Annotated in this window: 17 protein-coding genes and 1 pseudogene; 4 read left to right on the top strand and 14 right to left on the bottom strand. The window is 63.1% G+C overall.

Translation table 11 applies throughout. The features are described from left to right. Positions 1–36: 36 nt before the first annotated feature. Positions 37–666 carry an NUDIX hydrolase gene (locus QRM95_RS07555; RefSeq protein WP_285247180.1) on the top strand — a complete coding sequence of 210 codons (630 nt, stop codon included), beginning with the start codon at positions 37–39 and terminating at the stop codon, positions 664–666. Here the strand turns inward: QRM95_RS07555 and QRM95_RS07550 are convergent. Continuing rightward, positions 663–1,151, bottom strand: coding sequence for a DUF2306 domain-containing protein (locus QRM95_RS07550; protein WP_285247179.1), 489 nt, complete (start codon positions 1,149–1,151; stop codon positions 663–665). The two genes, QRM95_RS07555 and QRM95_RS07550, sit on opposite strands and share 4 nt — an antisense overlap. 115 nt (positions 1,152–1,266) lie before the next feature. Between QRM95_RS07550 and QRM95_RS07545 the strand changes: the two genes are divergently transcribed. Beyond that, positions 1,267–2,559, top strand: coding sequence for a glycoside hydrolase family 26 protein (locus QRM95_RS07545; protein ID WP_285247178.1), 1,293 nt, complete (start codon positions 1,267–1,269; stop codon positions 2,557–2,559). Between the two features lie 192 nt (positions 2,560–2,751). Continuing rightward, entirely contained in the window at positions 2,752–3,921 is a 1,170-nt protein-coding gene (locus QRM95_RS07540; RefSeq protein ID WP_502934944.1) for a glycoside hydrolase family 26 protein, read from the top strand. Between the two features lie 66 nt (positions 3,922–3,987). Here the strand turns inward: QRM95_RS07540 and QRM95_RS07535 are convergent, their stop codons facing one another. The 13 genes and pseudogenes from QRM95_RS07535 to QRM95_RS07480 all read right to left on the bottom strand — a co-directional run bounded on the left by QRM95_RS07535 (position 3,988) and on the right by QRM95_RS07480 (position 21,646). Beyond that, positions 3,988–5,418, bottom strand: a complete 1,431-nt coding sequence (locus QRM95_RS07535) for a DUF6297 family protein (RefSeq protein WP_285247176.1) — start codon at positions 5,416–5,418, stop codon at positions 3,988–3,990. Positions 5,419–5,542: 124 nt separating this feature from the next. Continuing rightward, a complete protein-coding gene (locus tag QRM95_RS07530; RefSeq protein ID WP_285247175.1) occupies positions 5,543–6,229 on the bottom strand; it encodes an ABC transporter ATP-binding protein in 687 nt (228 codons plus the stop codon). 84 nt (positions 6,230–6,313) lie between these two features. Then, the gene (locus QRM95_RS07525; protein WP_285247174.1) at positions 6,314–6,706 is read right to left on the bottom strand and encodes an Hpt domain-containing protein; all 393 of its coding nucleotides are present in this window, start codon (positions 6,704–6,706) and stop codon (positions 6,314–6,316) included. Then, positions 6,703–8,724: a glycosyltransferase gene (locus tag QRM95_RS07520; RefSeq protein ID WP_285247173.1), complete on the bottom strand. Its 2,022-nt coding sequence runs from the start codon at positions 8,722–8,724 to the stop codon at positions 6,703–6,705. Before QRM95_RS07520 ends, QRM95_RS07525 begins: the two co-directional genes overlap by 4 nt. Further along, the gene (locus QRM95_RS07515; protein WP_285247172.1) at positions 8,724–10,430 is read right to left on the bottom strand and encodes a glycosyltransferase family 39 protein; all 1,707 of its coding nucleotides are present in this window, start codon (positions 10,428–10,430) and stop codon (positions 8,724–8,726) included. The genes QRM95_RS07520 and QRM95_RS07515 overlap by 1 nt, the downstream gene beginning before the upstream one ends. Next, complete coding sequence (locus QRM95_RS07510; RefSeq protein WP_285247171.1) at positions 10,420–12,444, bottom strand: hypothetical protein; 2,025 nt, start codon at positions 12,442–12,444, stop codon at positions 10,420–10,422. Before QRM95_RS07510 ends, QRM95_RS07515 begins: the two co-directional genes overlap by 11 nt. A gap of 119 nt (positions 12,445–12,563) precedes the next feature. Continuing rightward, positions 12,564–12,707, bottom strand: a complete 144-nt coding sequence (locus QRM95_RS07505; protein WP_285247170.1) for a hypothetical protein — start codon at positions 12,705–12,707, stop codon at positions 12,564–12,566. A gap of 50 nt (positions 12,708–12,757) precedes the next feature. Beyond that, a pseudogene (locus QRM95_RS21150) lies at positions 12,758–12,862 on the bottom strand (MBL fold metallo-hydrolase); the annotation flags it as partial. A gap of 218 nt (positions 12,863–13,080) precedes the next feature. Continuing rightward, positions 13,081–14,433 carry an O-antigen ligase family protein gene (locus tag QRM95_RS07500; protein ID WP_285247169.1) on the bottom strand — a complete coding sequence of 451 codons (1,353 nt, stop codon included), beginning with the start codon at positions 14,431–14,433 and terminating at the stop codon, positions 13,081–13,083. A gap of 1,145 nt (positions 14,434–15,578) precedes the next feature. After that, positions 15,579–17,756 (bottom strand): acyltransferase family protein, encoded by a 2,178-nt coding sequence (locus QRM95_RS07495; RefSeq protein WP_285247168.1) that lies wholly within the window; start codon positions 17,754–17,756, stop codon positions 15,579–15,581. A gap of 158 nt (positions 17,757–17,914) precedes the next feature. Beyond that, positions 17,915–18,973 (bottom strand): acyltransferase family protein, encoded by a 1,059-nt coding sequence (locus tag QRM95_RS07490; protein WP_285247167.1) that lies wholly within the window; start codon positions 18,971–18,973, stop codon positions 17,915–17,917. 136 nt (positions 18,974–19,109) lie between these two features. Continuing rightward, positions 19,110–19,931: an MBL fold metallo-hydrolase gene (locus QRM95_RS07485; RefSeq protein WP_285247166.1), complete on the bottom strand. Its 822-nt coding sequence runs from the start codon at positions 19,929–19,931 to the stop codon at positions 19,110–19,112. Positions 19,932–20,149: 218 nt separating this feature from the next. Beyond that, positions 20,150–21,646, bottom strand: a complete 1,497-nt coding sequence (locus QRM95_RS07480) for a tyrosine-protein kinase domain-containing protein (protein ID WP_285247165.1) — start codon at positions 21,644–21,646, stop codon at positions 20,150–20,152. Between the two features lie 497 nt (positions 21,647–22,143). Between QRM95_RS07480 and QRM95_RS07475 the strand changes: the two genes are divergently transcribed. Continuing rightward, on the top strand, positions 22,144–23,313 hold the full coding sequence (locus QRM95_RS07475) for a lipopolysaccharide biosynthesis protein (RefSeq protein ID WP_285247164.1): 1,170 nt from the start codon (positions 22,144–22,146) through the stop codon (positions 23,311–23,313). The last annotated feature ends 326 nt before the right edge of the window (positions 23,314–23,639 follow it).

Raw genomic sequence — 23,639 nt, 5'->3', positions numbered from 1 at the left:
TCTTGAGAACGTTTAGCCACTGAGAGACGGAGAACTGTGCCTGTAAGCGACACCTGGAAGAAGATTCGAACGACGACCGCGTACAAAGGCTTCGTGACGGTCAACCGTCAAACCTACGAAGAGCCGAGTGGAGCCGTGACCGACTGGGACGTCATCGTCGGTCGTGATTCTGCAGCGGCCCTTGCATTCACACCTGCAGCAAGTCACGTCGTCCTTTTCGAACAGTTCCGCGTTGGACCCGAGAAGGCACTACTCGAACTCCCCGGCGGATACCTCAATGACGCCGAGCAACCCATGGATGCAGCGCTTCGCGAGCTACGGGAAGAAACCGGCTACTCCTCAGAATCAGCCTTCTACGCTGGCTCAGAATGGTTTGCTGCTAACTCTTCACGACGTAAGCATCTTGTCATAGCGGCCAATGCATCGGAAGAATTTGCAACGACCTGGGATGATTCTGAATCCGGCCACGTGCACCTTCTTCCTATAGCGGAACTCATGGATTTTCTTGTCAGCGGAGAACTCACCGACGCTGGACTTGCCTGCCGCGGCCTTGCGGCCCTCGCACGCAGCAATCCCGAAACCGAAGTACTCGCAGATCTGCGTGACCGCATCCTCCAACTCCTAACGGCCCCGTCGGCGCAGGGGCTCCCGGTAGGGAACGATTAACGGCCGCCGCGGATGGACGAGGCTTTGCGGCTCTGGGCAATGCCGGCGATGGTTAGTGCAGCCGTACCCAGCAGGATGAGAATCAGCAGTACCAGAATCGGGAGCTCATGAATGGCAAGCTGCGGGATACGGCGTGAGGGCACTGCCAGAACACCCACGAACGCTCCGAGCAGGCCAAAGTAGCTGCCGGTCATGAAACCGCGGTGCGCTTTGATGTTTCCCTTACGGATGGCCAAAAGTCCCGCGGTCAGCGTGCAAAACGTCAGTACGGAAAGTGCGTGGAGCCAATTGAACCCGCCATCTATGGTTCTGATACCAAACGACGTCAGCACCACGACATACATCGAAACAACCCAAATTCGACCAACGATCCGATGAACTCTGCCGCCTTTAGGCCGGCTCAACAGGTTCACGGCGCCGAAGATCAGGGAATAACTGGCGGCGATGGCATGAAGTGAGATCAACACGGTCCAGGACGAAGGCATAGTCCGGAGCGTAGCGGATCGCCGCACGCTCTGCCGTCCGTTCCTGGATCCCTGCCGGACGCCGGACGACATTTAGGATGGGAGATAAAACCGCAGGCCACCAGGGGGTTCCGCTTTGCCTGAAGAGCAGTCCACGGACAATTCCGTGACCCGGCGCGAGGCCATGGTGGACAGGTTCAAGTCCTGGGCCCTCCCCGTGGCGGCGGCAGTGCTGGCCGTGGGATTCGGGGTGGCCAGCATCTCCAACGGGCTGGCTGACCGGAACCGGGACACCCCCGCGTCGGACCAAAGCGCAGCGGGCCAAGGCACTGCGGACCAAAGCCTGCCCGTCTGCGTTGTGGCGGACCGCGCCAGCCTGGTGCCGTCGTCGGGAGCGCTGTTTGGGGTGAACCTGGACCTGGCTGCCAAACCGCTGGCCCAATACGCCGCGGACCTGGGGCACAAGCCTGCCGTGAGTGTCTCCTTTGTGGACTTCCCCTACACGGACCAAGACCGCACCAACCTGCAGCAGGCCGCGGCCCAGATCCGCAAGGACGGGCAGATGATGCTGCTGACACTCGAACCCAAGAACGGCCTGTCCGCGGTCACCCCCGACGCCATCGCCGGCCTGGTCAAGGACCTCGCAGCCCTTAACGGCCAGGGCGTGCCGGTGATCGTTCGCTTTGGGCACGAGATGAACGGCTTCTGGTTCCCGTGGTCGCAGCAGCCGGTTGAGTACCGGACGGCTTTCACCCGGGTGGCTGACGCCGTCCACGCCGGGGCGCCGGGCTCGGCCATGATGTGGGCGCCGTCCTACGCCGGTGGCTATGCCTACCCCGGCCGCCTCAATGACGCGCGGCCCGGGACCCCGGACTTCGCGGCCCTGGACACCAACCACGACGGCGTCCTCACCATCGCGGATGACCCTTACGCCCCGTATTACCCAGGGGACGCCGCAGTGGACTGGGTGGGCCTGTCCCTCTTCCACTGGGGCGCCACATACCCGTGGGGCGCCAACGCCGTGCCGGAGGCGAACAAGTTCGCAGACCAGCTCACCGGCAATTACAACGGCACCAACGGGGATGAGCGGTCCCTGCCGGACTTCTACGGCGAGTACGCGGTGAACCACAACAAGCCGCTGGCCATCCCGGGAACGGCGGCCCTATACAACCCTGCGGTGGGTGGCGCTTCCGAAGCGGAGATCAAGCGCGCCTGGTGGGAGCAGGTGTTCAGCGCCCAGACCCACGCCCGGTTCCCGCAGCTGAAGATGATCAACTGGTTCGAGTGGGACAAGGACGAAGCCGAAGTGAACGGCCGGATCGACTGGACCGTCACCACCACCCCGGCCATCAGGGCAGCCTTCACGGCGGCGCTGCCGGACTGGCTCAAGTACGGGTCCGGAACCAACTGCCGCCCCGCCGGGTCCTAGCCACGGCGCCAACCCGGGTAAACGCCGCCGCGCGCAGAAAAGTCCGCGAGTTGCCCGTCACGTCCCTAGGATGGGACAGAACTGCTGGTCAGGAAAGGTTTGGTGTCGGTTGTGGGGGAACGTCCTGCGGAGCACAGTGAGTCCAGGAAAGAGAACAGGGCAGAACTGCGCCGGGCGTTCGTGCTGCCCGTCATGATCGGGTTGGTGGCTTTGGGCTTTGCCGGATGGAACTTCGCCAATGACCTCTCCCAGCGGCAGTCGCAGTCATCCCCGGCGGCGTCCACGTGCGAGGTGGAGCCCCGCGCGTCGCTTGCCCCGGCTGATGGCGCCCTGTTTGGCGTGAACCTGGACTTCCACTCCAAGCCGCTGGCCACGTTCGCCGCGGACCTGGGCCATAAACCGGCAGTCAGTGTGTCCTTCACCGGCTTCCCGCTGACAGCCAAGGATGAGGATGACCTTGCCAAAGCGGTGGACCAGATCCGCGCCGACGGCCACATGATGCTCCTGACCCTGGAGCCCGCCGACGGGTTGTCCACCATTACCGATGCCACCGCCACGGCCCTGGCGAAGGACCTGGACCGGTTCAACAAGAACGGCGTCCCGGTGATCGTCCGGTTCGCCCACGAAATGAACGGCTCCTGGTATGCCTGGTCGCAGCAGCCGCTGGAGTACGTGGCCGCCTTCAAGACCCTCGCCACTGCGGTGCACACCACCGCGCCGGGGTCGGCCATGATGTGGGCGCCGAACTATGGCGGCGGCTACCCGTTCGCCGGCGGCAAATACGAGGCCAAGCCGGGCACCGCGGATTTCGCCGCCCTGGACACCAACCTCGACGGCGTGATCACCATGGCGGACGACGCCTATGCCCCGTACTACCCGGGTGACGACGCGGTGGACTGGGTGGGGATGTCGCTTTACCACTGGGGCGCGAAGTACCCGTGGGGCGAGAACGAAATCCCGGAGGCGAAGAAGTTCGCGGACCAGTTGACCGGCAACTACAACGGCGCCAACGGCGATGACAGCCTGCTGCCTGATTTCTACGGCGTGTACGGCAAGGACCACAACAAGCCCGTTGCCATCCCGGAAACCGCTGCCCTGTACAACCCTGCGGTGGGTGGCGCGTCCGAGGCGGAGATCAAGCGCGCCTGGTGGGAGCAGGTGTTCGGAGCCCAAACCCACGCGCAGTTTCCCAACCTGAAGATGATCAACTGGTTCGAGTGGGACAAGAACGAGACCGAGGTCAACGGCCGGATCGACTGGACCATCACCAACACCCCCGCCATCCGGGACGCCTTCACCGCGGCCTTGCCGGACTGGCTCAAGTACGGGGCCGGGACCACGTGCCGCCCAGCGGGGTCCTAGCCCAGGAACCGCGGCTCAGCGGCGCAGGGTTCAGCGGTGCAGGAGTTGCCACCAGTGTTACGGCGACTACCGCGTGCTGAAAGGACGGAGTACGACGACGGCCACCACGCCGGTGCTGATGATCGCCTGCAGGATGATCAGAAAGGGGTTGACGGCGCCAAAGTAGAGGGCGGCCAGCAGCGGGCCCAGCGCGAGGATGGTTACGTCCAGCCCGCGCAGGAGGGACGAGAATTGTGATTGGGGCACCGGTCCGAATGGTGTTTCGACCGGGGGAACGGACCAGTCAGGTGCCGGGCGGGTCGCGCTGCGTACCGCGCCGGCGCCCATCGCGACACCCGATAGCGCCCCCATCAGGATTAGCGCCGGTTCAACTGGCCCCAGCAACACCAGGATTCCACTCAGAAATGCCATCCAGAGGGCCATTGCAAGGGACGGCATGAGTGTCCTGCTGGCCCTCACCAGGGCCGGCGCTACGGGCAGGAGTGCGTCGAGTTCAGGAACCAAGGCTGTCCGGCGCGGCACGGTTCCAACACTGGAAGCAGTGGCGCAGCCTGCAAGGGTGATGACGGCGAGCTGAAGGGGCGCGGGCAGTCCGGCGTCGACGAGCAAAACCGAGATGCATGCCCCCAGACAGAACACCGGAGCAGCCATGGACGGGTGCAGGCGGATGAATGCCACGATGTCTGCCCGGAACAGCGCGCGGACTGGGCCACGTGCAGGCCGGGCGTAGAACCGGGCTGCTCTCCCGGTCTCGACCGCGTGCCGGTTTCCTCGGAATACCCGGAACATTTCGTTGGTGTCCATGAAGAAAATGGATGCACTCGCGTGGCCGGCCACGGCGCCGCCACGGATCAGCTCCGCTCCCCGAACCTGGCCCGCACGTGGCGCAATGACGCTGATGAGGACGATGGCGGACAGGGCCGCCAGGATCAGCGGCCAGGATGACCAAGTCAGGGAAGGGAGAACAGCACACGGCAGGAGGACAACAGCGGAGGCCGAACGGGTGAACCGGTGGTGGATTATCTCCAGCTGCTGCAGTGCTGCCAGGGCTACGGCCAGGACGCTGACTGCACCGAAGGTAGCTGATGCCAGCAGGTGTTGGGGGGCGGTGCGCTCAAGGGAGGTCAGGAAGCTGAAGGGCAGGAATGCGGCAACTGCGCCGGCACATGTGAGGACGCACCGGCGCAGAAAGGCCGGTAGCACCATCGGCCGCCGGTCCACCGGCAGGGGCAACCACCAATTCCCTTCGGGTCCCCGGACAGAAATCGGACCGAGCCTCCGGGCAAGTGTCGTGATCCCGGCAAGGGCAGCATAAGTGAGAAGCGTCCAGAGGACCGGGCCCGGGAGCACCAGCCACTCCGGGCTGATGACGCCTCGCCCGGCAGGACCCCGGTCACCAATCTCAATGCGCAGGCCGATGACGAAAGACACAGCCACTGTCAGGGCGCAGCCCAGCGCCAAGGCGTAGCTGTAAAGGTCCGCGAAAAGGTCCGCCACGGATGTACGGCTGCGGTTGTACCGGCGCGAGGATCTCCGGGTTGACCTGACGATCCCCCAGGCAAGAGACCGGCCGGATGCTGCCTGGGACACGGCTGCGGCCCGGCCAGAGAGCATTTCAACATCAACTCCCGGCAATGGTCGACGCCCCCTGCTCCGGTGTGACGGCGTGTACGGCGTCGTCTATGACCAGGCACGTTGATGCGGCAGTGGTCAGCAGGACGGGATCGTGAGTGACCAGCACCACCGTTCCCCCGCCCCTGGCATAGTCGCGTAGCCGCTGCCCGAGATCATCGCGCATCAGCGGGTCAAGGCGCTGTTCGGGCTCATCGAGGATCAGCAGGTTCGAGGGACGCATCAGGCCGGCTGCCAGCAGCAGCCTGCGCCGTTGCCCGGACGACAATGCATCCGGAACGACGTGTGACCGGGCAGCCAGGCCAAAGAATGCTAATTCAGCGTCAACGCTCTCGTCAGGGTTTTTCATTGAATGCCCGCGTGCCACGAGCAGCAAGTGCTCACGGACAGACAGGGAAGGAAAGAACAGGTCATCATCGAAGACTGCAGATACGCCCCGGCGAAACTGGACCGTGTCAGGATCCACGGGTAGCCCCTGGACTCTGACGTCACCGGCCAGTGGAACCTGCCGTCCAGCGAGTGTCCGGGCGACGGTGGATTTGCCGGCACCGTTGAGGCCAACAATTCCCAGCACATCACCGGCTCGCAAGGCCATCGACACCGCACCGCACACCGGTGCCCCCGCGTATCCCACCAATAGCTCTTCAGCCTCAAGGACTGTCCCCACATCAGTCATCCTGCCAGCCTATCGGCGGGAAAACTCCAGCAAGGACCTGCAAGATTCCCGAGGCATGCGGACCGGCCGTCCCAATACCCCTGCTCAGGGGTGCAGGAGCCCGTTGACGACGGCGGCGCCGGCCTTCCGGACGGCGGCGACCGCGGGTGCCAGCACCTCGAGCAGGGGTTCCGCGGCTGCCCAGTCGCCCCGGCAGACCAGCGCCTCCATGGTTTCGGCGAGCGCCGCCAACTGCAAGGCGCCCACCATGGTGGAGGTGACCTTGAGGCTGAGCGCCCGGTCCATGGCGGCCTCTTCGTCACCCGCGGACACGGCATTGCTTACCCGCAAAAGCCGGTCCGGCAGCATCTCCAGGTAGGTGCCCAGGAACGCGTGCGCGCCGGCGGGGCTGTCCAGCTCCTCCCCCAGGTCCCGGACGTGCCGGGGGTCCAGCACGGGAAGGGCCAGCGGGTCCAGCACGGAAAGGTGCGCGCTCACGCGGACCACCGCCCGTCGTCGTGGTATTCCTCGTCCAGGCCGTGCGGGGTCTTCTCCCATTTGTGCGGGCTGGAGAGCATCTGCCAGGCCGCACGCCAGGCGGCCACGGCGTGCAGCACCCAGTATGCCGGGTTGAGCAGCGCGAAAATGGCGATCCGCCAGCCGTGCCGCCGCCAGGTGGCGATGCCGGACACCAGGATCATCATGGCGTTCCCGAACAGCATGGACACCACCCCGCCCAGCAGCAGCCATTCGGGCAGTACCAGGCCCACGAAGTTGTAGCCCACATAGGTGACCACGGTGAAGCCGAGCACCAGCGGGTAGGCCAGGAACGCCAGCGGGGTGCCCAGGATCAGGCCCAGGAAGCCGACGGCGCCGGCCACCCCGGTGCGTTTGACGTACCGGACGGTGTTGCGGGTGTTCACGGCCGCGGTGACCATGTACCCCTTGATCCAGCGGGTGCGCTGCTTGATCCAGGCGGGCACCTGCGAGCAGGCTTCCTCCCAGGTGGTGGAGTTGATGACGCCCACCCGGTAGCCTTCGACGGCGGCGCGGAGCCCCAGGTCCGCGTCTTCGGTGACGTTCCACGGGTCCCAGGCGCCCACGAGCCGCAGCAGCCGGGTGTCGAAGTGGTTGGAGGTGCCGCCCAGCGGCAGCGGGATGCCGGAGCGGTCCAGGCCCGGGAGCATGGAGTCGAACCAGTGCGTGTATTCGATGGCGAAGAGCCGGGTGAGCACGTTCTGGTCCGCGTTGAAGTAGTTCAGGGCGGCCTGCACGCAGATCAGCGGCCGCCGGTCCGGGGCCAGGTAGCGGCGTTCGAAGGCGTCATGCCGGAACGCGTCAATGGCCGCGCGGAGCTGTCCCGGATCGGGCCGGTCTTCGGCGTCGTAAATCACCACGTACTCGCCGCGCGCGAAGGTGAGGCCGTAGTTGCAGGCCCGGGGCTTGGTCTGCGGCTCGCCGCGGGGCACCACCAGGATCCGCACGTATTCGGGCGGCCGGGAGCGCTTGGCGGCCTCGATGGTCTCGGTGTCGTCCTCTTCGAGCAGCACCAGCACGTCCAGCTTGGAGCGCGGATAGTCCAGCTGCCCCAGGTTGGCCAGCAGCTTGTTGATGATGTTGGCCTCGCGGAACACCGGGATCAGGATGGTGTACACGGGCAGTTCGCCGTCGGGGATCCGCCCGGCCAGCCCGGACGGGTCCCCCAGCGCCCCGGTCCCCACGCCGCGCCACTCCAGTTCCCGGGCGCGTGCCGTGGCGGCGGCCCTGTCATGCAGCGCGTCGAACGGCTGGCGGAGGCTGGCCAGGGTCTTGAAGCCGATGCTCACCAGGAACACCACGTTGACGGCGGTGAGCAGCACGATCACGGTCAGCTGCGCATCGAGGAGCAGGCCGCCGAGCAGGCAGCTGAGCAGGACGGCGGGCAGGAGCCGCTGCCACAGGTTCAGGGCGGTGCGGGCGGAGCCGTCCGGTTGTTCCTCGGCCAGGCGTTCGGCGGATTCGTAGAGCAGGTGGTTGCGGAAGGCACGCTGGATGGAGTGGTTGATGTCCCAGTCGGTGGTGGTGCGGAACACCACTTGTTCGGCGCCGGGGATGCGGAGCGCGGCGCGGCGGATCTCGTCGCTGGGTTTGACGGCGGTGGCCACGGTGAGGACGCCGTCCTCCAGGTGCCAGGGCAGCCAGCCGGGCTCGGACACCTCGGTGAAGCTCAGCTGTTCCAGCAGGGCGTCGTCCGAGGGGTGGTGCACCAGGTCCACCAGGGGCGCATTCCATTGGTCGGCCAGCACCTGGTAGACGTGCCGGCGGTTCAGGCCGGTTTCCAGGATGATGTGCCGGCCCAGCAGGCCGCCTTCGGTGCTGGCGCGGTCCAGGGCGCGGTCCAGCTGCTCCGGGGTGATCAGTCCTGCCAGGAGCAGGGACTGGCCCAGCGCCACGGACTGCACGCCCACGCCGTCGTCATAGGAACCGGCGGGACCACCGGCGCGGGCGGTGGTGAGGACCGGGGCGTGCTCTGCCATCAGTTGACGGTCCTTTCGTAGATCCGGTGCGTGGGGCTGGAGAACACCACGGCGTAGCGGGCGTTGAACGTGGGGCTGGCGCTGATGGCCTGGTGCACCAGGTCCGTGAACCCGGAGTCCAGGGGCGCGTCCTCGCCTTCGACGTTCACCAGCACCCATTTGGCGTACTTGGCCGGGTCCTGCAGGGCGGGGCCAAAGTGGTCGCCGGCGGCACGGTTGTAGATGTTGGCGAGCGGGATGCCCATCATGGGGAGCACGGCGTTCCCGCGGGCGCTTTCGTCCAGGAGGATCCCGCCGCCGTCGTAATGCTGTTTCAGCCAGCGGGCCGCGGCGAAGGAGTAGGTGTTGGAATCGTGGGACATGCGGCCCTCGGCCAGGATGGCCATCCTGCCGGCGGGGTCCTGCAGCCACCACGCGTTTTGCCCGGCCAGGGCGAGCAGGAGGAACGCCACAACCCAGGAACGGGTACGACGGCGGCGGGTCACCTGGTGCACGAACGCCGCCACCAGCACGGCGGCCAGGGGCAGCGCGGTGAGGGCGAAGCGGTTGTTCCACCAGGTGCTGGGGAGGGAGTGATCGTTGTTGATGGCGGTCTGGCCCAGGTAGAGGCTGAGCAGGGCGAAGGCGTAGGCGCTGCCGGTGACGGCCACCAGCAGGGTGCTGGTGGCCAGCCCGCGCCGGTACACCACCACCAGGGCGCCGCAGGCCGCGGCGGCGAGCACCACCGCGCCCAGGGTTTCGAGCAGGGACCAGTGGAACGTCCAGAGGGTCAGGCCCAGGTTGCCTTTGGTGGGGAGCAGGCCGCCGTCGGTGATGTTCTTCTGCTGGGCGTAGGCGGAGTACTGGCCGAACATGAATTCCAGCGGGTTGCCGTAGATGGCCCAGTTGTAGGAGAGCCACCACAGGACGGCGGCGGCGGGGACCATGGCGTAGGCGGCGGCCATCTTGGTGGCCTCGCTCCATTGGCGGGAGCGGCGGAGTTCGGTGACCAGGACGAACAGGGTGCCGGTGAGCACCAGCGCCCAGCCTTCGTAGCGGGACAGCACGGCGGCGCCGGAGGGGATGCCGGCGAACACGGCCAGCTCGCCGGCGCTCATGCGGCGGCGGCTGGTGGCCCAGTGCGCCAGCCCTGCCATGCCGGCCACCAGGCACATGAGCAGCACGGGTTCGGTGAGGGCGGTGGTGTAGGTGTAGAGGACGGCGGGGTTGGCCAGAAGGACCAGGACGGCGGCCAGTCGGCCGGTTCGCCCGTAGCCCAGGCGGGCGCAGATCCGGTACAGCCCGGAGGCGGTGGCGGCCAGGGCGATGATGCCCAGCACGCAGGCGCCCCAGCCGCTACTGAACATCCAGAGGTTGATGATGAACGGCATGAGCAGCAAGTGCGGCATGGGCAGCCACACGGTGCCGAGTTGTTCGAACCCGGGGGCTTTGCTGTCGAACACGCGCCGGGCGATGGTGAGGTGGCTTTGCGCGTCCGAATAATCCAGGTTGCTGCCCTGGCCGGTGGTGTACAGGCAGGCGAGGAAGCCGACGGCAGCCGCCACCACGGCGATGGCGGCCGTCCCGGGGACGCGGCGCCCGGCAGCCGGGGCACCCAGGGCGGTCCAGGTGCGGCGCAGCCATGGGGCCCGCTCCCCCGCCGGCGCGGCCGGTCCGGCCGGCGCGTCCGTCAGGGGTGCGGGGGCCGCCTGCAGGTCACTGGCCATGGGCGGTGTCCGCGGCGGCCTGTTCCAGGGCGTCGGCGTGGGCCTGGGCGGCGCGGCGGTGCTTGCGGCGGAGCAGCACCCGGGTGCCCACGGCCAGGATCAGCGCGGCGGCTGCGGCGGCGAGCCAGAGCGCCAGCGGCCGGAAACCGTCGGTGACCTCGGCCTGCGGGGTGATGGCGTTGGTCTCCAGCAGCACGGGGTTGCCGGTGGTCTGGGTGACCAGGAGGTTGCGGGACAGCGAGCTCCAGCCGCCGGGCTGCTGCTGGACGTAGCTGGCCAGGCTGGCCTGCAGGGCTCCGGGGGTGGCGGTTGCCGCGGACGTGCCGCCGGTGGCGTCCGGGGCCCAGCCGCCCAGGAGCAGGAGGTTGCGGCCGTTGTGTTCGTAGGCTTCCAGGGCGCCGTAGGCGGCAGTGGTGCCCACGCCGTATTCGATGTCCTTGCTGGACACGGTGCGGAACCCGGCGAGCCGGAGCGGGGCGCCGGCCTGTTCGGCGGTGGCGGGGGTGGCGCCCACCAGGAGGCCGGAGTCGCTGGAGTCCAGCAGGGCGGCGGGGGTGGTGAGGCGGACGTCCAGGAGGGCGTCGTTGTCGCGTTGGAGGGAGAACGCCAGCGTGCCGGCGTTGATGGTGTTTTCCTGGGCGGTAGCGCCGGCGTCGAACGCGATGGGGAGGGTGGTGCCCAGGACCTGGGGGAAGCGGGCGAAGCCGGGCTTAATGGAGTGGCCGCGCTGGGCGGTGAGCTTGCTGCCGGTGGTGTCCACGGTCAGTTCCATGGGGAGCAGGCCCGCCGGGCCGTTGCAGTCGCCGCCGGCGGGGAGGGCGGTGAGGCGCAGGCGGAGTCCGTTGCGGGACTGGATGTGGCCGGCGGGGACGTCCGCGGTGATGTCGAAGGTGTCGCCGTTCAGGGTTTGGGAGCTGAGCAGGTAATCGTTCCAGTAGACGGAGAGTGCGGCCTGCCCGCCGGTGGGGATGGCGGTGTGGGTTCCGCGGAGCTGGAGGCTGATGTTGGAGACGGGACCGCCGAACTGGGACTGGTTGACGCCCAGGTAGGTTTCCTGGGTTCCGTAGCCGGCCAGACGGATGGCCTGGGCTCCCAGGCCCGTGAAGGTTTGTTCGGGTCCTGCGGCGGCTGGGACGGTGGCGGTCATGCCGGTGACGGTGGCGCCGTCCGCCAGGGCGGATTTGGTGTCCGCCAGGGCGCGGGCGGCGGTGCGGAGGCCCTCGCCGGTGCCGGCGATGGTGAGGGCGGGGCGGCCGGCCTGGGTGCCGAGCGTGGTGCTGGCGGCGCCGTCCGTGCTGCTGATGGTGATGATGCGGGAGCCGGCGGGGAGGGCGGCCGCCTGGGCGTCCAGGTCCTGCGGCGACACGAGCTTGAGTGCGGCGTCCGGGTAGCGGTGGGCCATGGCGGCGGAGGCGGCGAGGATGGCGGCGGAGACGTCCGTGGCGGGCTCGGCCGGGACGGGGATGAGGATGGCGGGCACGGAGGGGGCCAGGAATTCGGCCACGGTGGCGGGGGCGGTTTCGGTCCCCTGGGTGGTGAGGCTGAGGCTGCTGAGCGTGGCGGTGGACTGGGTGGCGGTGCAGACGTCCCGGACGGCGGGGTTGTATTCGAGGGCCAGGACCAGCTGGTGGTCGGTGAGGTCTGCTGCGCTGACGGGGGCGTCCAGGGCGATGGTTCCCTTGGCGGGTGCTTCGAGGAGGGTCCTGCCCTGGGCGCTGACGCGGATGGTGCCGGTGGTGGGCTGGCCGGTGACGGCGATGCTGCCGGTGATGCGGGCGGGCTGCAGGCCGGGGGCCACCGGGACGGCGAGCTGCTGGCCGGACTGGCCGGGCATGGCCGAAACCGAGCCCAGGCTGGCGGGGGCGGCGGCCGGGCTGGTGTGGGACGCGGCGGCGCTGTCCGCAGGTACTGCGGCGGGGGCGGCGACTGCGGCGTTGGCTGCGGGCTGGAATGGGACGGCGGCAAGCAGGGCGCAGGTGAGAACAACGCTCCCTGCCCGGAGACGTGAGAGCATGCCTCCACCTTGGCGGGGCGAACTCAATTTACCCTGCGGTGCACCCTCAAGGTTGACTCAAGAATGGGTGTTTGTGCAGGTCAAGACTGCTTTTAGGGTTTTGTGTTTCGGTGGCGCGCTTAGCGCTCCACCGCCATCAGGACCACCCCGATGGTGGCAACGGCCAACGCGGCCAGTGCCACGTAGGAGATGAACCGCAGCCTGCGCTCCCGTGCATCCCGCTTCGAATAGCGAACGTCGTAACTTCCCCCGTGCCGGCTCATGCGCTGACCATAGGGAGCAAACCTCAAGATTGGCTGTGAACGGCGGTTTGTTACGAGGCGTCATGGCTGCTGCGCCAGTTCTCCTGGAGCCGTTTGATGAACCACCGGGACTGCTCGGGGCCGTAGGGCAGGACGGGAATCGCTTTGGTGGGGTCGGGCAACCAACTGCCACTTATGTCCCCGAGTGGAAGCCCAACAAGGCATACACCGCAGGACAGCAGGTTATCTCACCAAATGGCGATGTGGTCTCCTCAATCGCAGACCACACCTCGGGAGCCACGTACAACCCCGCCAAACAGGGCGCGGCAACGCTACAACAGCGTGACAGGGGCTTTGAGGGTATCCGCAAGTCTGGTCGGAACCGGCTTCACCATTACATCTGGTGTCGGCTCCGACTCAGGGATCGTGGCCTGCCAGATATTCGAACCGGCGTAGTGACAGGGTGTAGTGACGCCTCTGGTGGTGGCGCCACTACACCCTGCCGAAGGCCTGCCGCGAGGGCGATAGCGCCGATCATCAACGGCCACTGGTAGAAGTCGAAGAACAAGATCTGCGTTGCGATTCCAAGGGTGAGGACCCGCCCCAGCATGGGGCCTTTGCGAAGGATCATTGCCAGCAACACAACTGCGAACAGGACCACGGGGATAACGCCGTAGTCGTACCAGAGCGTCAGGTAGCTGTTGTCGAAGGTGGCGGCGAGGTTGTCTGCCGTCTTCGTGACCGTGAAGTACGCGACCAAGGCGCCCGGGCCGAGACCCCACCACCATGAGAACTCGGTATGGGCTATCTGACGCCATGCCAAGTCAACGCGCAGTTGGCGCGCCAGTGCCGATGCCGACTCTGCAAAGTTTTCCAGCCGTCCGGATGCGGCGGCAACGACTTCATCAACCGCGTGAGGGAAGCTGGTCATAGCTAGGACGAGGGCGCAGAGCCCCAGTAACCCGGCATACAGGCCCCAGAAGGAAATCTTCGGGCGGCGGATCACGAACACAATGAGCAGCGCCACGGCGGCGGCAAGCCAGGCGCTACGCGCTCCGGTAAGCAATAGTCCGCCCAGTGAAACGGTGAGCAGGACCTTCCACCACTTCGGCGTGAGAACGGCGCTGATCACTGCTGTGACCATGCAGTAGCCACCATAGAGGATTGAGTGGCCCATGATGGCTGCGCTGCGCGCAGCGTCCCCGCGAGACGTGTAAGAGCGGGCAATTGCGTATTGGTCAAGGACAGGCCAGTAGCCCGCGATGCGCTGGAAGGCCGCGAGGAGGAATAGCGCGGGCGCTGCCCACGCGACCATTAGGGCTGCTCTGCGGATTCGTTGTGGGTCGAGGCGTGCTTCCGCTACCACATGCCAAGAAACGACGACCAACACCAGCAAGGGCTTGGCGTTCGTGAACCAGCCACCAAACGAAGTGTCGTGGACGAGGCCAGTCAGCATGATGGGAAGCAGGAATAGAAGTATCCAGGCCGCCTCGGAGAGTTTCTGCTTGCGGGTCAGGGCGCGCACAATGCGCCCCAGTATGGCCAGGGCAAGAGATGCGTAGAAGACGTACGTCGAGGCTTGCCCTGGCCAGCCCAAATTGATAGTGACCGGGGTGAAGAAGAGCATCCCAACCAAGGCGTATACCCCGGCGCCCGGACGGATGATGAAATAAACGAATGCCGCTACGACTGGCACAGCGAGGACGAGTATCGGCTTCACAACGGCGAGCACAGCTATGGCAAGCATTACGGCTAGAATCAAAAGTCCTGGCAAGGCTGGGCCAATGCCACTACGCCGTACCCCCAAATATGCGCGAGTCACGTCCACGAGTTTACCCGCCGATCTGGAACCACCCATGAACCCATCAGCAGTCTCACTGTCGCCGCAGCCATAGTGGGCGGCAGAGTGTGCGCATTCTCTAACAACTTGACCATCACGGCTGGCGGAAGCCTCCAATTCATGGTGGCCATCTGCCTTTTTGCATGGATGTCATCCAAGCCCGTGGATAGGGGCCACAAAGACCGGTTCCTACCCGCTCATGAACTTGGAACGGGCCGGTGGGGTCAAGTTCATTGGCGGTTTCATGCATCTCGGACCCGGTGCCACAGCCCCGCAGATCGTCCAAGGCGGTGTCGCATGTGTACCGTCAAGGCCTAACGGATTTGCTAACGTGCACAGTTCCGGGAACAAGTAGACCGGCGGATGCCGTCGTACCGTACTTTGTCGACCACACTGTAGGCTCCATGGTGTTCTTCAACGTCATCATGAACGGCAACCCCAGTTCGGCGTTCTTGCACGTCGGCGCGGGTGTGGGGCTCAACGACCTCCGGCTCTCCAACGCCCCCTCATGGACAGGTCGAAACTGTTCTTTGACGAGCGCCCTGGAAGCACACAAAATCTGGGGACCGTCGAAGTCCCTACACGGTACGTCCAGCAAGGAGCAGCCGCCATTACACCGACCTTGAGCGCTGACCACGTCGTCTACAAGATGCTCCAGTCCGTGAAGACCGACTGGGCCGGGAATGTAACCTTCCCTTCCAACGCTGCTGCGGGGAGGCCTACTCCCCGGGTACCGCGCGCGTCTTAAGACCGACGCCAAACCAGACATGCAGGGTGGAAGCAACCACCGTAGCAACACCAGCCCAAGTGCAGCCCGTCGTCATAACGGTTCCCGCGACGCCCAACCAGATCGTGCAAACCTCGTTCACATTCGCCGCCACTGCGAATCCGGGACATCTCGCACCCGTCACATCGAGCCGGAATGGCGCGGATGCGACCGACACTCTCACTGGTAGCGATATTCGTATCCTGCAAGTGGTATTGCGGTGAGAGCGGGCCTTCTAAAAAGCGGGGCCGCACTGGCAAAATGCGGCCCCGCTTTCTCTCCAAACCTATTTTATCTGGTCGTACATTCGGCGGAAGTCGACGCCAACCTGTCGTGCGTACTGCTGGGTGGGGTGGATAAAGTCCCTTTTGATGGGCGTGGTTCCGGAGAACGACGGGCATCTCCCGGACACGCAGAACCAGTGAAGTGTATCGAGATAAGCCGATCCGTCAATCTTGGACTCGACGTCGTGGACCTGCTGCCAGGTTCCAGGTATGTCACTAACGCAGCTACTCGGGGTGCTGATCTTGGACGCGCAATCTGCCAGCTGCTTGCCCTCAGGAGGTGCAGCGACAAAAACGACTCGCTTCGTCGACCTTGAAACCTTACTGACAAAAGACTGGGCCGCAGCACGCCATTCTGCTTGCATGGCTTCTCCGGTGGCCCCGGAAATGAGCTTTTTCGAGTTAGCCCAGGCGTAGTTCTCGATGACCAAGACGGTTTCTGGCTTTCGATTTTGAATGTAGCGCACCGCATCGGCCCTTATGCCCATGCATTTGTCCCGAGCAGCGTCAGAGTCAAATTTGACGTTGAGGTCAATGACGGCACAGGCAGCCAAGGTCAGCCCACGCACGTAGTGGTCACTTTCTAATGCCTCCCGCACAGTTGGCACGAGCGTAGTTCCAAGGGAGTCCCCGAAAACTACTACCTCCGGGCTGGATGGATTGCCAAAAGCACACGATGTTTGGTTGAAGACATCTGCGGCTCCGCAGCCGGCAGCGGCCTCATCAGGCATGCCTTCTGTCATCACGTGATCCACGCTTGGGGAGAGTGCCGGCCATGAGGACGTGGTTAAAGCTGAGGACAAGCTGCCCGTGATCTTAGCCTGCGGGGTGTCTGCAACCGGGGCGGCCGGAGCTGACGTCTCGGTCCCTCTGGATGCCAGGCGCTGGTTATAAGCGGCAGCCTCCTCTGCAGTGGTTGAGGTAGTGGGCCGAACCAGCACTAGCGCCACGACTATTGCTGTGGTCGCCGCTAACGTCACCAGTCCACCGTTTTGGAAGACGCCGGCGTTGACGCCTCTCCACTGCTGCCAGGCTCTCCTTTTATCCGTTTTGGAGTTGTGTTTGACCAGGATTGGTGCCTTGTTGAAGGGATTCTCAACGAGGTGGTAAGAGGCGACAGATAGGGCCAGGGTGAGGCCCAGTGCCATAAGCGCATAGACTGTTCCACCCTCGGGATAACGAACTCCGAGAAATACAATGATAGGGAAGTGCCACAGGTAAAGGCTGTAGGAGATACCCCCAAGATACTTCGACACAGGGTTGGTGAGCAGGTAGTTATGGTTCGCTTGCGCTCCTGTACTAGCAGCAATCACAGCGGCAGTTGCGAGCACCGGAAGGACGGCACCGGGCGCGGGAAAACCGGGGCCGGATGTTGCGAAAAAGATCGAGGCCAGCATCCCGGCTGTACCCAGCCATGCCAGAAGTGTGCGAACAACAGCAGGGATACCGGCGAAAACCCCAGCGAATAGCGCGAGCAGAGCGCCTACGCCCAGTTCCCAAGATCGAGTGAGAGACGAGAAGTACGCGACAGTGGGGTCAGACGAACTCTGGCCCAGAGCCCACCAGAATGAGGAAACGGTTGCGAGTGCCATCGCAAGACCGGAGATCCGGACGGCACGCTGGCTGGAGACTCTCCAAAGCTTTGTGACTAAGAGAAGGATTCCGAGCATCAGCCAGGGCCAAACGAAATAGAACTGTTCTTCTACGGCCAGCGACCAGAAGTGTTGCAGGGGAGAGGGCGTGCCGCCGGCCGCGAAGTAGTCGGTTCCTGTGGCAGCGTATCGCCAGTTGGCAACGAAGAAGAAGGAAGCTAGTGAATCCCAGACAACCGATTGGAAGCTACTTTCGGTGTACAACAGCTTGGCTGTCAGTACTGTGGCGGCCAGAACCAAAAGGGATACGGGAATGATGCGCCTGATCCGGCGCGCGTAGAATCCAGTAAACGAGATATGCGCCGTTCGGGCAAACTCCTTGGCCAGGATGCCGGTGATCAGGAATCCGGAAATGACAAAGAAAATGTCCACGCCCACGAACCCTCCGCTGGGCCAGTGCAGCAGGTGATCAGCGATAACGGCCGTTACTGCAAGTGCTCGCAGCCCTTGGATGTCACCGCGGAGCTTCGACGCCGCCTTGGTCCTGCCCGAAGCTGCTCGCCTGATTTTGAGCATGGATACAGCCATATTCCCCCCACATTTAGACCTTGGACTGAGCCATTCTACCCGGCAGATAAGACCTACACCCGTCTCATCGACCCAGTACACCTAGGCGTTGACACCGCTGACATTTGCCCAGCGACCGAAAATGTCATATTTATGGAAAAGGTCTACCACCAGTAGCTCTAGCCAAGATGAGTGGGCACCTGGCGACGTGACCTGAAAAGGCCGTTAGACGGCTGCTCGACCAAGAACCAGCTCAGGACGGCGAAGGGGGCTGTCGCAAGGATACTCAATCCAATAAATGCGGCGGGTCCAAACCGCGCGGCGCCGCCGATCACAAGCCACTGCTGCATCGGAAAAGCGTAGAGGTAAGTGCCATAGGAGAAGTCGTCACGCTTGCACAAGTCAGCGAACCGCTTAGGAATGACGATGCCGAGCCACAGCATGAGATAGGCCACCGGCAGGGCCGACAGCGACTTCCCCTGACCTGCAGCCAAGACTGCAGCAAGGGCAACAAGTGAGGCGAGTGCCAAAGAGGCAGAGACGGGGAGCTTGTGAGCGTAGGCGCGGAGCGTCGCGCCAGCCGCGAAGAAGGGAACCAGAAGGGCCAGATCAGCTGGGACTCCACCGACACCGGACATGTGGACCGCGAGGCTCGCAGCAGTCGCGACGGCAAAGGCCGCAGGGAAAACTAGCTGTTGGCGCCGGACGAATCCCACCGTGAGGGCAGCGCCGACCACGATGTAGCACAGCACCTCAAACCGCAGCGTCCACAGCGAGCCATTCCATGCGCCGGGGTAAGGCAGCCCTGTAAGGGTTGTGCCGATGTCGCTGCCGCCGGCCTTGACCATGACAGCATCAAAACCGATGAACTTGCCCGCCTCCACCGCAGACCAGCCGCCGCGGACTACTCCAGCCAGCCCTGCCGCGACCACGGATGTGAACACAAGGCAGGCCCAGTAGCCAGGAAGAATCCGAAGCGCCCGCCGGATCGTGTAGCCCTTCAGGTCGCTGCGGAAACGGCTCTGCGTGATGAGGTAGCCGCTAATGGCAAAGAACCCGCCAACGGCAAAGCTGCCAAGCCCTAGGCCACCTAACGCGGGGTCCGGGCCGAAGCCCGCAATGGGGAACGCGTGTGAAACGATGACGAGGACGGCGAGGCAAAGCCGGATTAGGTTCAACGCGTTGTCCCTGCCTAGACGGTTGCCCATGAGGTTGGCGTGCGCGTTCAAATGCTTCATCCCCCAAAAAAGTGGTTGCTCCGACTCTACCGGGCATACAGTTCCGGCTATGTACCCGTCACATCGACCTAGACGGCTGTCACCAACACGGTGAAGGCTCCCCCAAACGATTGTCGTCAGTCTGCCTCCATTGCAACTACCGGTTCGCTTCCCCACGGGTTTCCTGCAAACGCTTGATGAACCACCGGGACTGCTCCGGCCCGTACGGCAGGACTGGAATAGCTTTCGTGGCGTCGTTGGGAGTGTCTCGGATGGACTGGCGGGCCTGGCGGACGGTCGTTGTCATCGTGTTGGCCATGGTTTTGACGAACTGGTCGCTGCAGGGCTTGCCGTGGCCGGGGATCAGGAATTCGTAGCGGTGGCGCAGGGCGGAGATGTGCCGGAGGGCGTCAGCCCATTCCTCGGGGTACGAGTCCTCGAAGGAGGGGTGGGCGCCTTGTTCCACCAGGTCACCTACGTAGAGACTAGTGGGCGTTCCCACCAAGAGATCACCGTCCGTGTGGCCGCGGCCCAGATAGAACAGAGTCGCCGCGAGGCCGCCGAGGTCCACCAATACGGGCTGGTCCTTTACGATGGCGTTGGGGACCACTAGCTCGACGTTCTCGCCCTCACCGGCGGCCATCTCAGGCTCAAGCGTTCCAACGTGCCTGCGCTGCACGTCACCACGCTGGTCAATCTCGGTGGCACAGTTTTGGTGCGCCCAGAATTCTGTTACCCCTTCTTCAGCGAAGACGGCGTTGCCGAAGAAGTGGTCGTAATGGGCGTGAGTGTTGACAACCACGAGCGGTAGGTCGGTCTTTTCCCTTACTGCGTCCAAGATCTCGCGGCCTTGGCGCGGGCCGCAGCCGGTGTCGATGACCATAGCGCGTTGAGATCCGACGATCAGACCCGTGTTCAGCAACGATCCTTCAGTGACCAGGAAATAGTTGTCCGTGCCGACCTCGAGCCATTCCGACATTGTTTCTCCGTACCTCCGGTAGAGCAGTGTGCGTTCGTCTTGGTGACCGATTGTACCTAAGTGGCCCCTCGATCACTGGGCGGGCACTCAAGAGCCGGGCTAACTCTTCAGTTACCTAGCTCGAAGTCTGAAACCAGGACATCAAACAGTGCCTGCGTCGGTTCTTCGGCAGTTTCTACATATCTCGTGCCCATCGGAATGCCGGTACCACGTACCGCCTAGGAGTTCCGGCGACCAAAATACCGCGGAACCGAAGAATCCTCTTCACCAAAAAGGATCTGATCAAAATCACTTGTTCCGGGATCCTTGCGGCTTTTACCTGCAAGCCCTTCCCGAGAATCTGGAGAAACGCTTGCCGCAGTCTCAGTTGTAGCGGAGTAATACGAGTACGTATAGGCATCGGGATCCTTTGCCGGCAAACGGTTCATGACTACACCTAGAAGATCAGCATCCACCATTTGCAGAGACGACAATGATTTCAGGAGGTCATTATTTTTCACGATCCGACTTCCCACAACCAGCACGACTCCACCTACACGCTGGGCCAGAACTGCAGCATCTGTCACAGGAAGAAGCGGCGGAGCATCGATGACGACTGCGTCATATCGGGCCTCCAGCATTTCGATCAGATTTGACATGGCGACTGAGCCGAGCAGTTCACTCGGGTTTGGCGGTATCTGCCCAGACGCAAGAACGTCAAGGTCATCAGTCCCCCATGGTTGCAAAAGGTCTTCAAGTTCGCCGTGGCCGACGAGGTAGGTCGTTAGTCCGACGCTTCTGTCCAAACCAAGGTATTCACCAACCATTGGACGCCGGAGGTCGGCATCGACCAGGGCAACCCGTTGCCCTGCTTGGGCAAGTGAAATTGCCATGTTAACGGCAGTGGTACTTTTCCCTTCGCCAGGCAGAGACGACGTCACCAACACAGATTTCGAGCTATGGCTGACGTGAGCGAATTGTAGGTTTGTTCGAATTTGCCGGAAAGACTCAGCGCGAGGGCTCTGCGACTGAACCTGGGTGAGAAGAGGCTTTTTTGCCGCATCGGCGTCATAGGCAATGCCACCCAAAACGCTGGCATCCGTGATTTTCCGCATATCGCTTTCGCTGCGGACTCGCGTGTCAACTGCCGACCGCACCAACGCCGAGCCAACACCGACTGCTGCTCCGATAAGAAGCCCCGCCGCCAGATAGAGGATCGTGTTCGGAGACGACGGAGAGGCGGGGGCCGACGCCGGAGTGACAACTGACAGCCTTACGGGGGAAGTTCCGTCCTTCGACGGGCTTTCCAATCGATCAACTGCTGAAATGAGGCTGTTTGCCACCGCCTCGGCAATGGCTGCTGACCTTACGGGCGACGAGTCCGTGACGGAAATATTCAGTAGTACTGTCGAACCTTCGACGTTGGCACTAATCTTGCTGGCCAACGTTGATGGGGACATACCCAAGCCCAATGAGTCAATGACTGGCTGGAGAACCACGGGAGTCTTTGCGGTCTCAACGTAAGAAGCGACCCTGGCTTGGCTGAAGGTATTTCCTTGTTGAAGCTCAAGGACACTGCCGGAATTCTGAGTAGCCACGAACAGTTGAGTCCGAGCCGTGTATGTAGGAGTTGTCAACATGACGGCAACTCCACCCAGCAGCAGACCCACCAAGGTTGACGCTGCAATCAGAAGCCAGTTGCGGCGCAGAAGCCTCAAGTAGTCAGTAATCTCCAAAGTTTGAACCTCTCCGATTCATGCCGGGCAAAGTCAACAACGCCTCAGAGGTAGGCTCGCGTCCAGCGCAGACCGTGGTCCCCCGGAACAAGGATATCTGCCTCAAGGCAGGCGTGGCGCCATCAAGGGTCCACTACCACGTGCGGCGTCAGGGTGTAACGCGAGCACAGATGGCGGCTCGCATCCGGACGGGAAAGAATTACTAGAGTGACTCCAGCTTCACAATCTGGTTTTGGCACTGAACTCCATTGAAGGGATAATCACTCAAGAAGTCACACCTAAGGTACGCCCTTTGCATTTTTGGCTTTTGACTCAGCAGACCAAGGGGCTGCATGTTTTTCTCAATCTCAAGTTGGGTGCAACTGGCGCCTACCCAGGCCTGAGGACCTCCTGCGACCGGAAGTTCTTAGCAGAAGCCTCTGCTGTTCCGTATCACATGAAAGGGAGTAGTGCAGCGCGCTCGACTGGTTCAAATCCTAGGCTTCGTGATAGTGCCCATGCTGAGCATCGCAAGCCCCCTTCTGGCCATACCCGCGATTACCTCCCGGTTCGGCGCGTCGGGGTGGGCGGCAGTGGCGATCGGGCAATCAATAGGGGCGTCGCTGGCCGTTATCGTTGAACTTGGTTGGGGATTGACCGGTCCGCAACGAGTTGCAAGACAGGATAGGCCATCGAGGCAAAAGACCCTGGCCGTATCCCTCGCAACCAAGTCCATAGTATTGGTGCCCCTGATGGTGGTCGCTGCCGTTTCGAGCTTTTTCCTGTCTCAGGACTTCCGCTACGAGTCAGCGGCAGTCGCCGTGGGCGCAGCAGCCTATGGGATGAACAGTACTTGGTACTTCATTGGGACTGGATCATCTACCAAGTTACTTCTTAGTGACGCTGTACCCCGGCTGCTTTGTGTTGCTGCGTCGGCAATCCTCATTTTCGCGGGTAGCCCACTCCTAATTTACCCGGCGGTCGGGGTCGTCCTTCCAATAGTTGTAAGTATAACTATCGTCCTCTACGTTGAGCACATTAACTGTCAACACCTACATGGGATGACAGCACCGCGGCTTGTAAAGGTAATTGCCGCTCAAAGCACCGCGCTTGGTGGCAGGGCGCTCAGCGCAATATACATGTCACTTCCAGTCACCCTCGTCAGTTTGGTCGCGCCCTCGGCTGTTCCAGTATTCTCAGCCATCGAGCGGTTGCAACGAATATACTTACAAATACTCGCTGCCGCTCCCAACGTGATGCAGAAGTGGGTGGGGCAATCGCAGGGAAGCCGGCGAAGATACCGCCGAGCGGCCAAGTCGGTAACCTACAACGCGTTGATCGGGCTGTTCGCTGGTGTGGCATTCACCCTGGTGGCACCCATTATGTCCTCCGTTATATTTGCCTCCTCGATCAGAATTCCCGCCGAGTATGCAGCAATTTCCGGAATACTCATCTTCGTGGTCTGCACATCTCGCGCTTCCGGCTCTATCGCACTCGTTGCACTAGGTCGGATTAAAGTCATTATGATTAGTGCTGCTGCAGGCGCGGCCGTAGGAGTGCCTGGCATTCTCGTTGGAACCTATCTCCTAAATGTTCCAGGTGCGTTGATTGGCGAGGTGGTGGCGGAAATCGTAGTGTTGCTCATCCAGTTGATCGAGCTCCGCAAACACCGAAATAACCCGCAATAAACAGAACATACCAGCACAACTATTTATGAAAGCAGGTTTAGCATTGGGCGGTTTATTGGTCCATGAGTGGATTGCACGCTCGGGGGGATCTGAGAATGTTCTAAACGCCATGTCGGACACATTTCCAACAGCAGATATCTACTGTCTATGGAATGATGCACCTCATCGATTCCAAAACAGGATAGTTACAGAGTCCGCCCTAGCCAAGACTCCTCTACGGAAAAACAAAGCCGTAGCCCTTCCTTTCATGCCGCCGATCTGGAGTAGTGTTGAACTCGAGGCCTATGATTGGACGCTCGTTAGTTCACATCTCTTCGCGCACCATG

Origin of the sequence: Pseudarthrobacter sp. efr-133-R2A-89 (genome assembly GCF_030209315.1) — a bacterium.
Lineage (GTDB): Bacteria > Actinomycetota > Actinomycetes > Actinomycetales > Micrococcaceae > Arthrobacter.
This window is presented reverse-complemented; position numbering and strand designations above follow the sequence as displayed.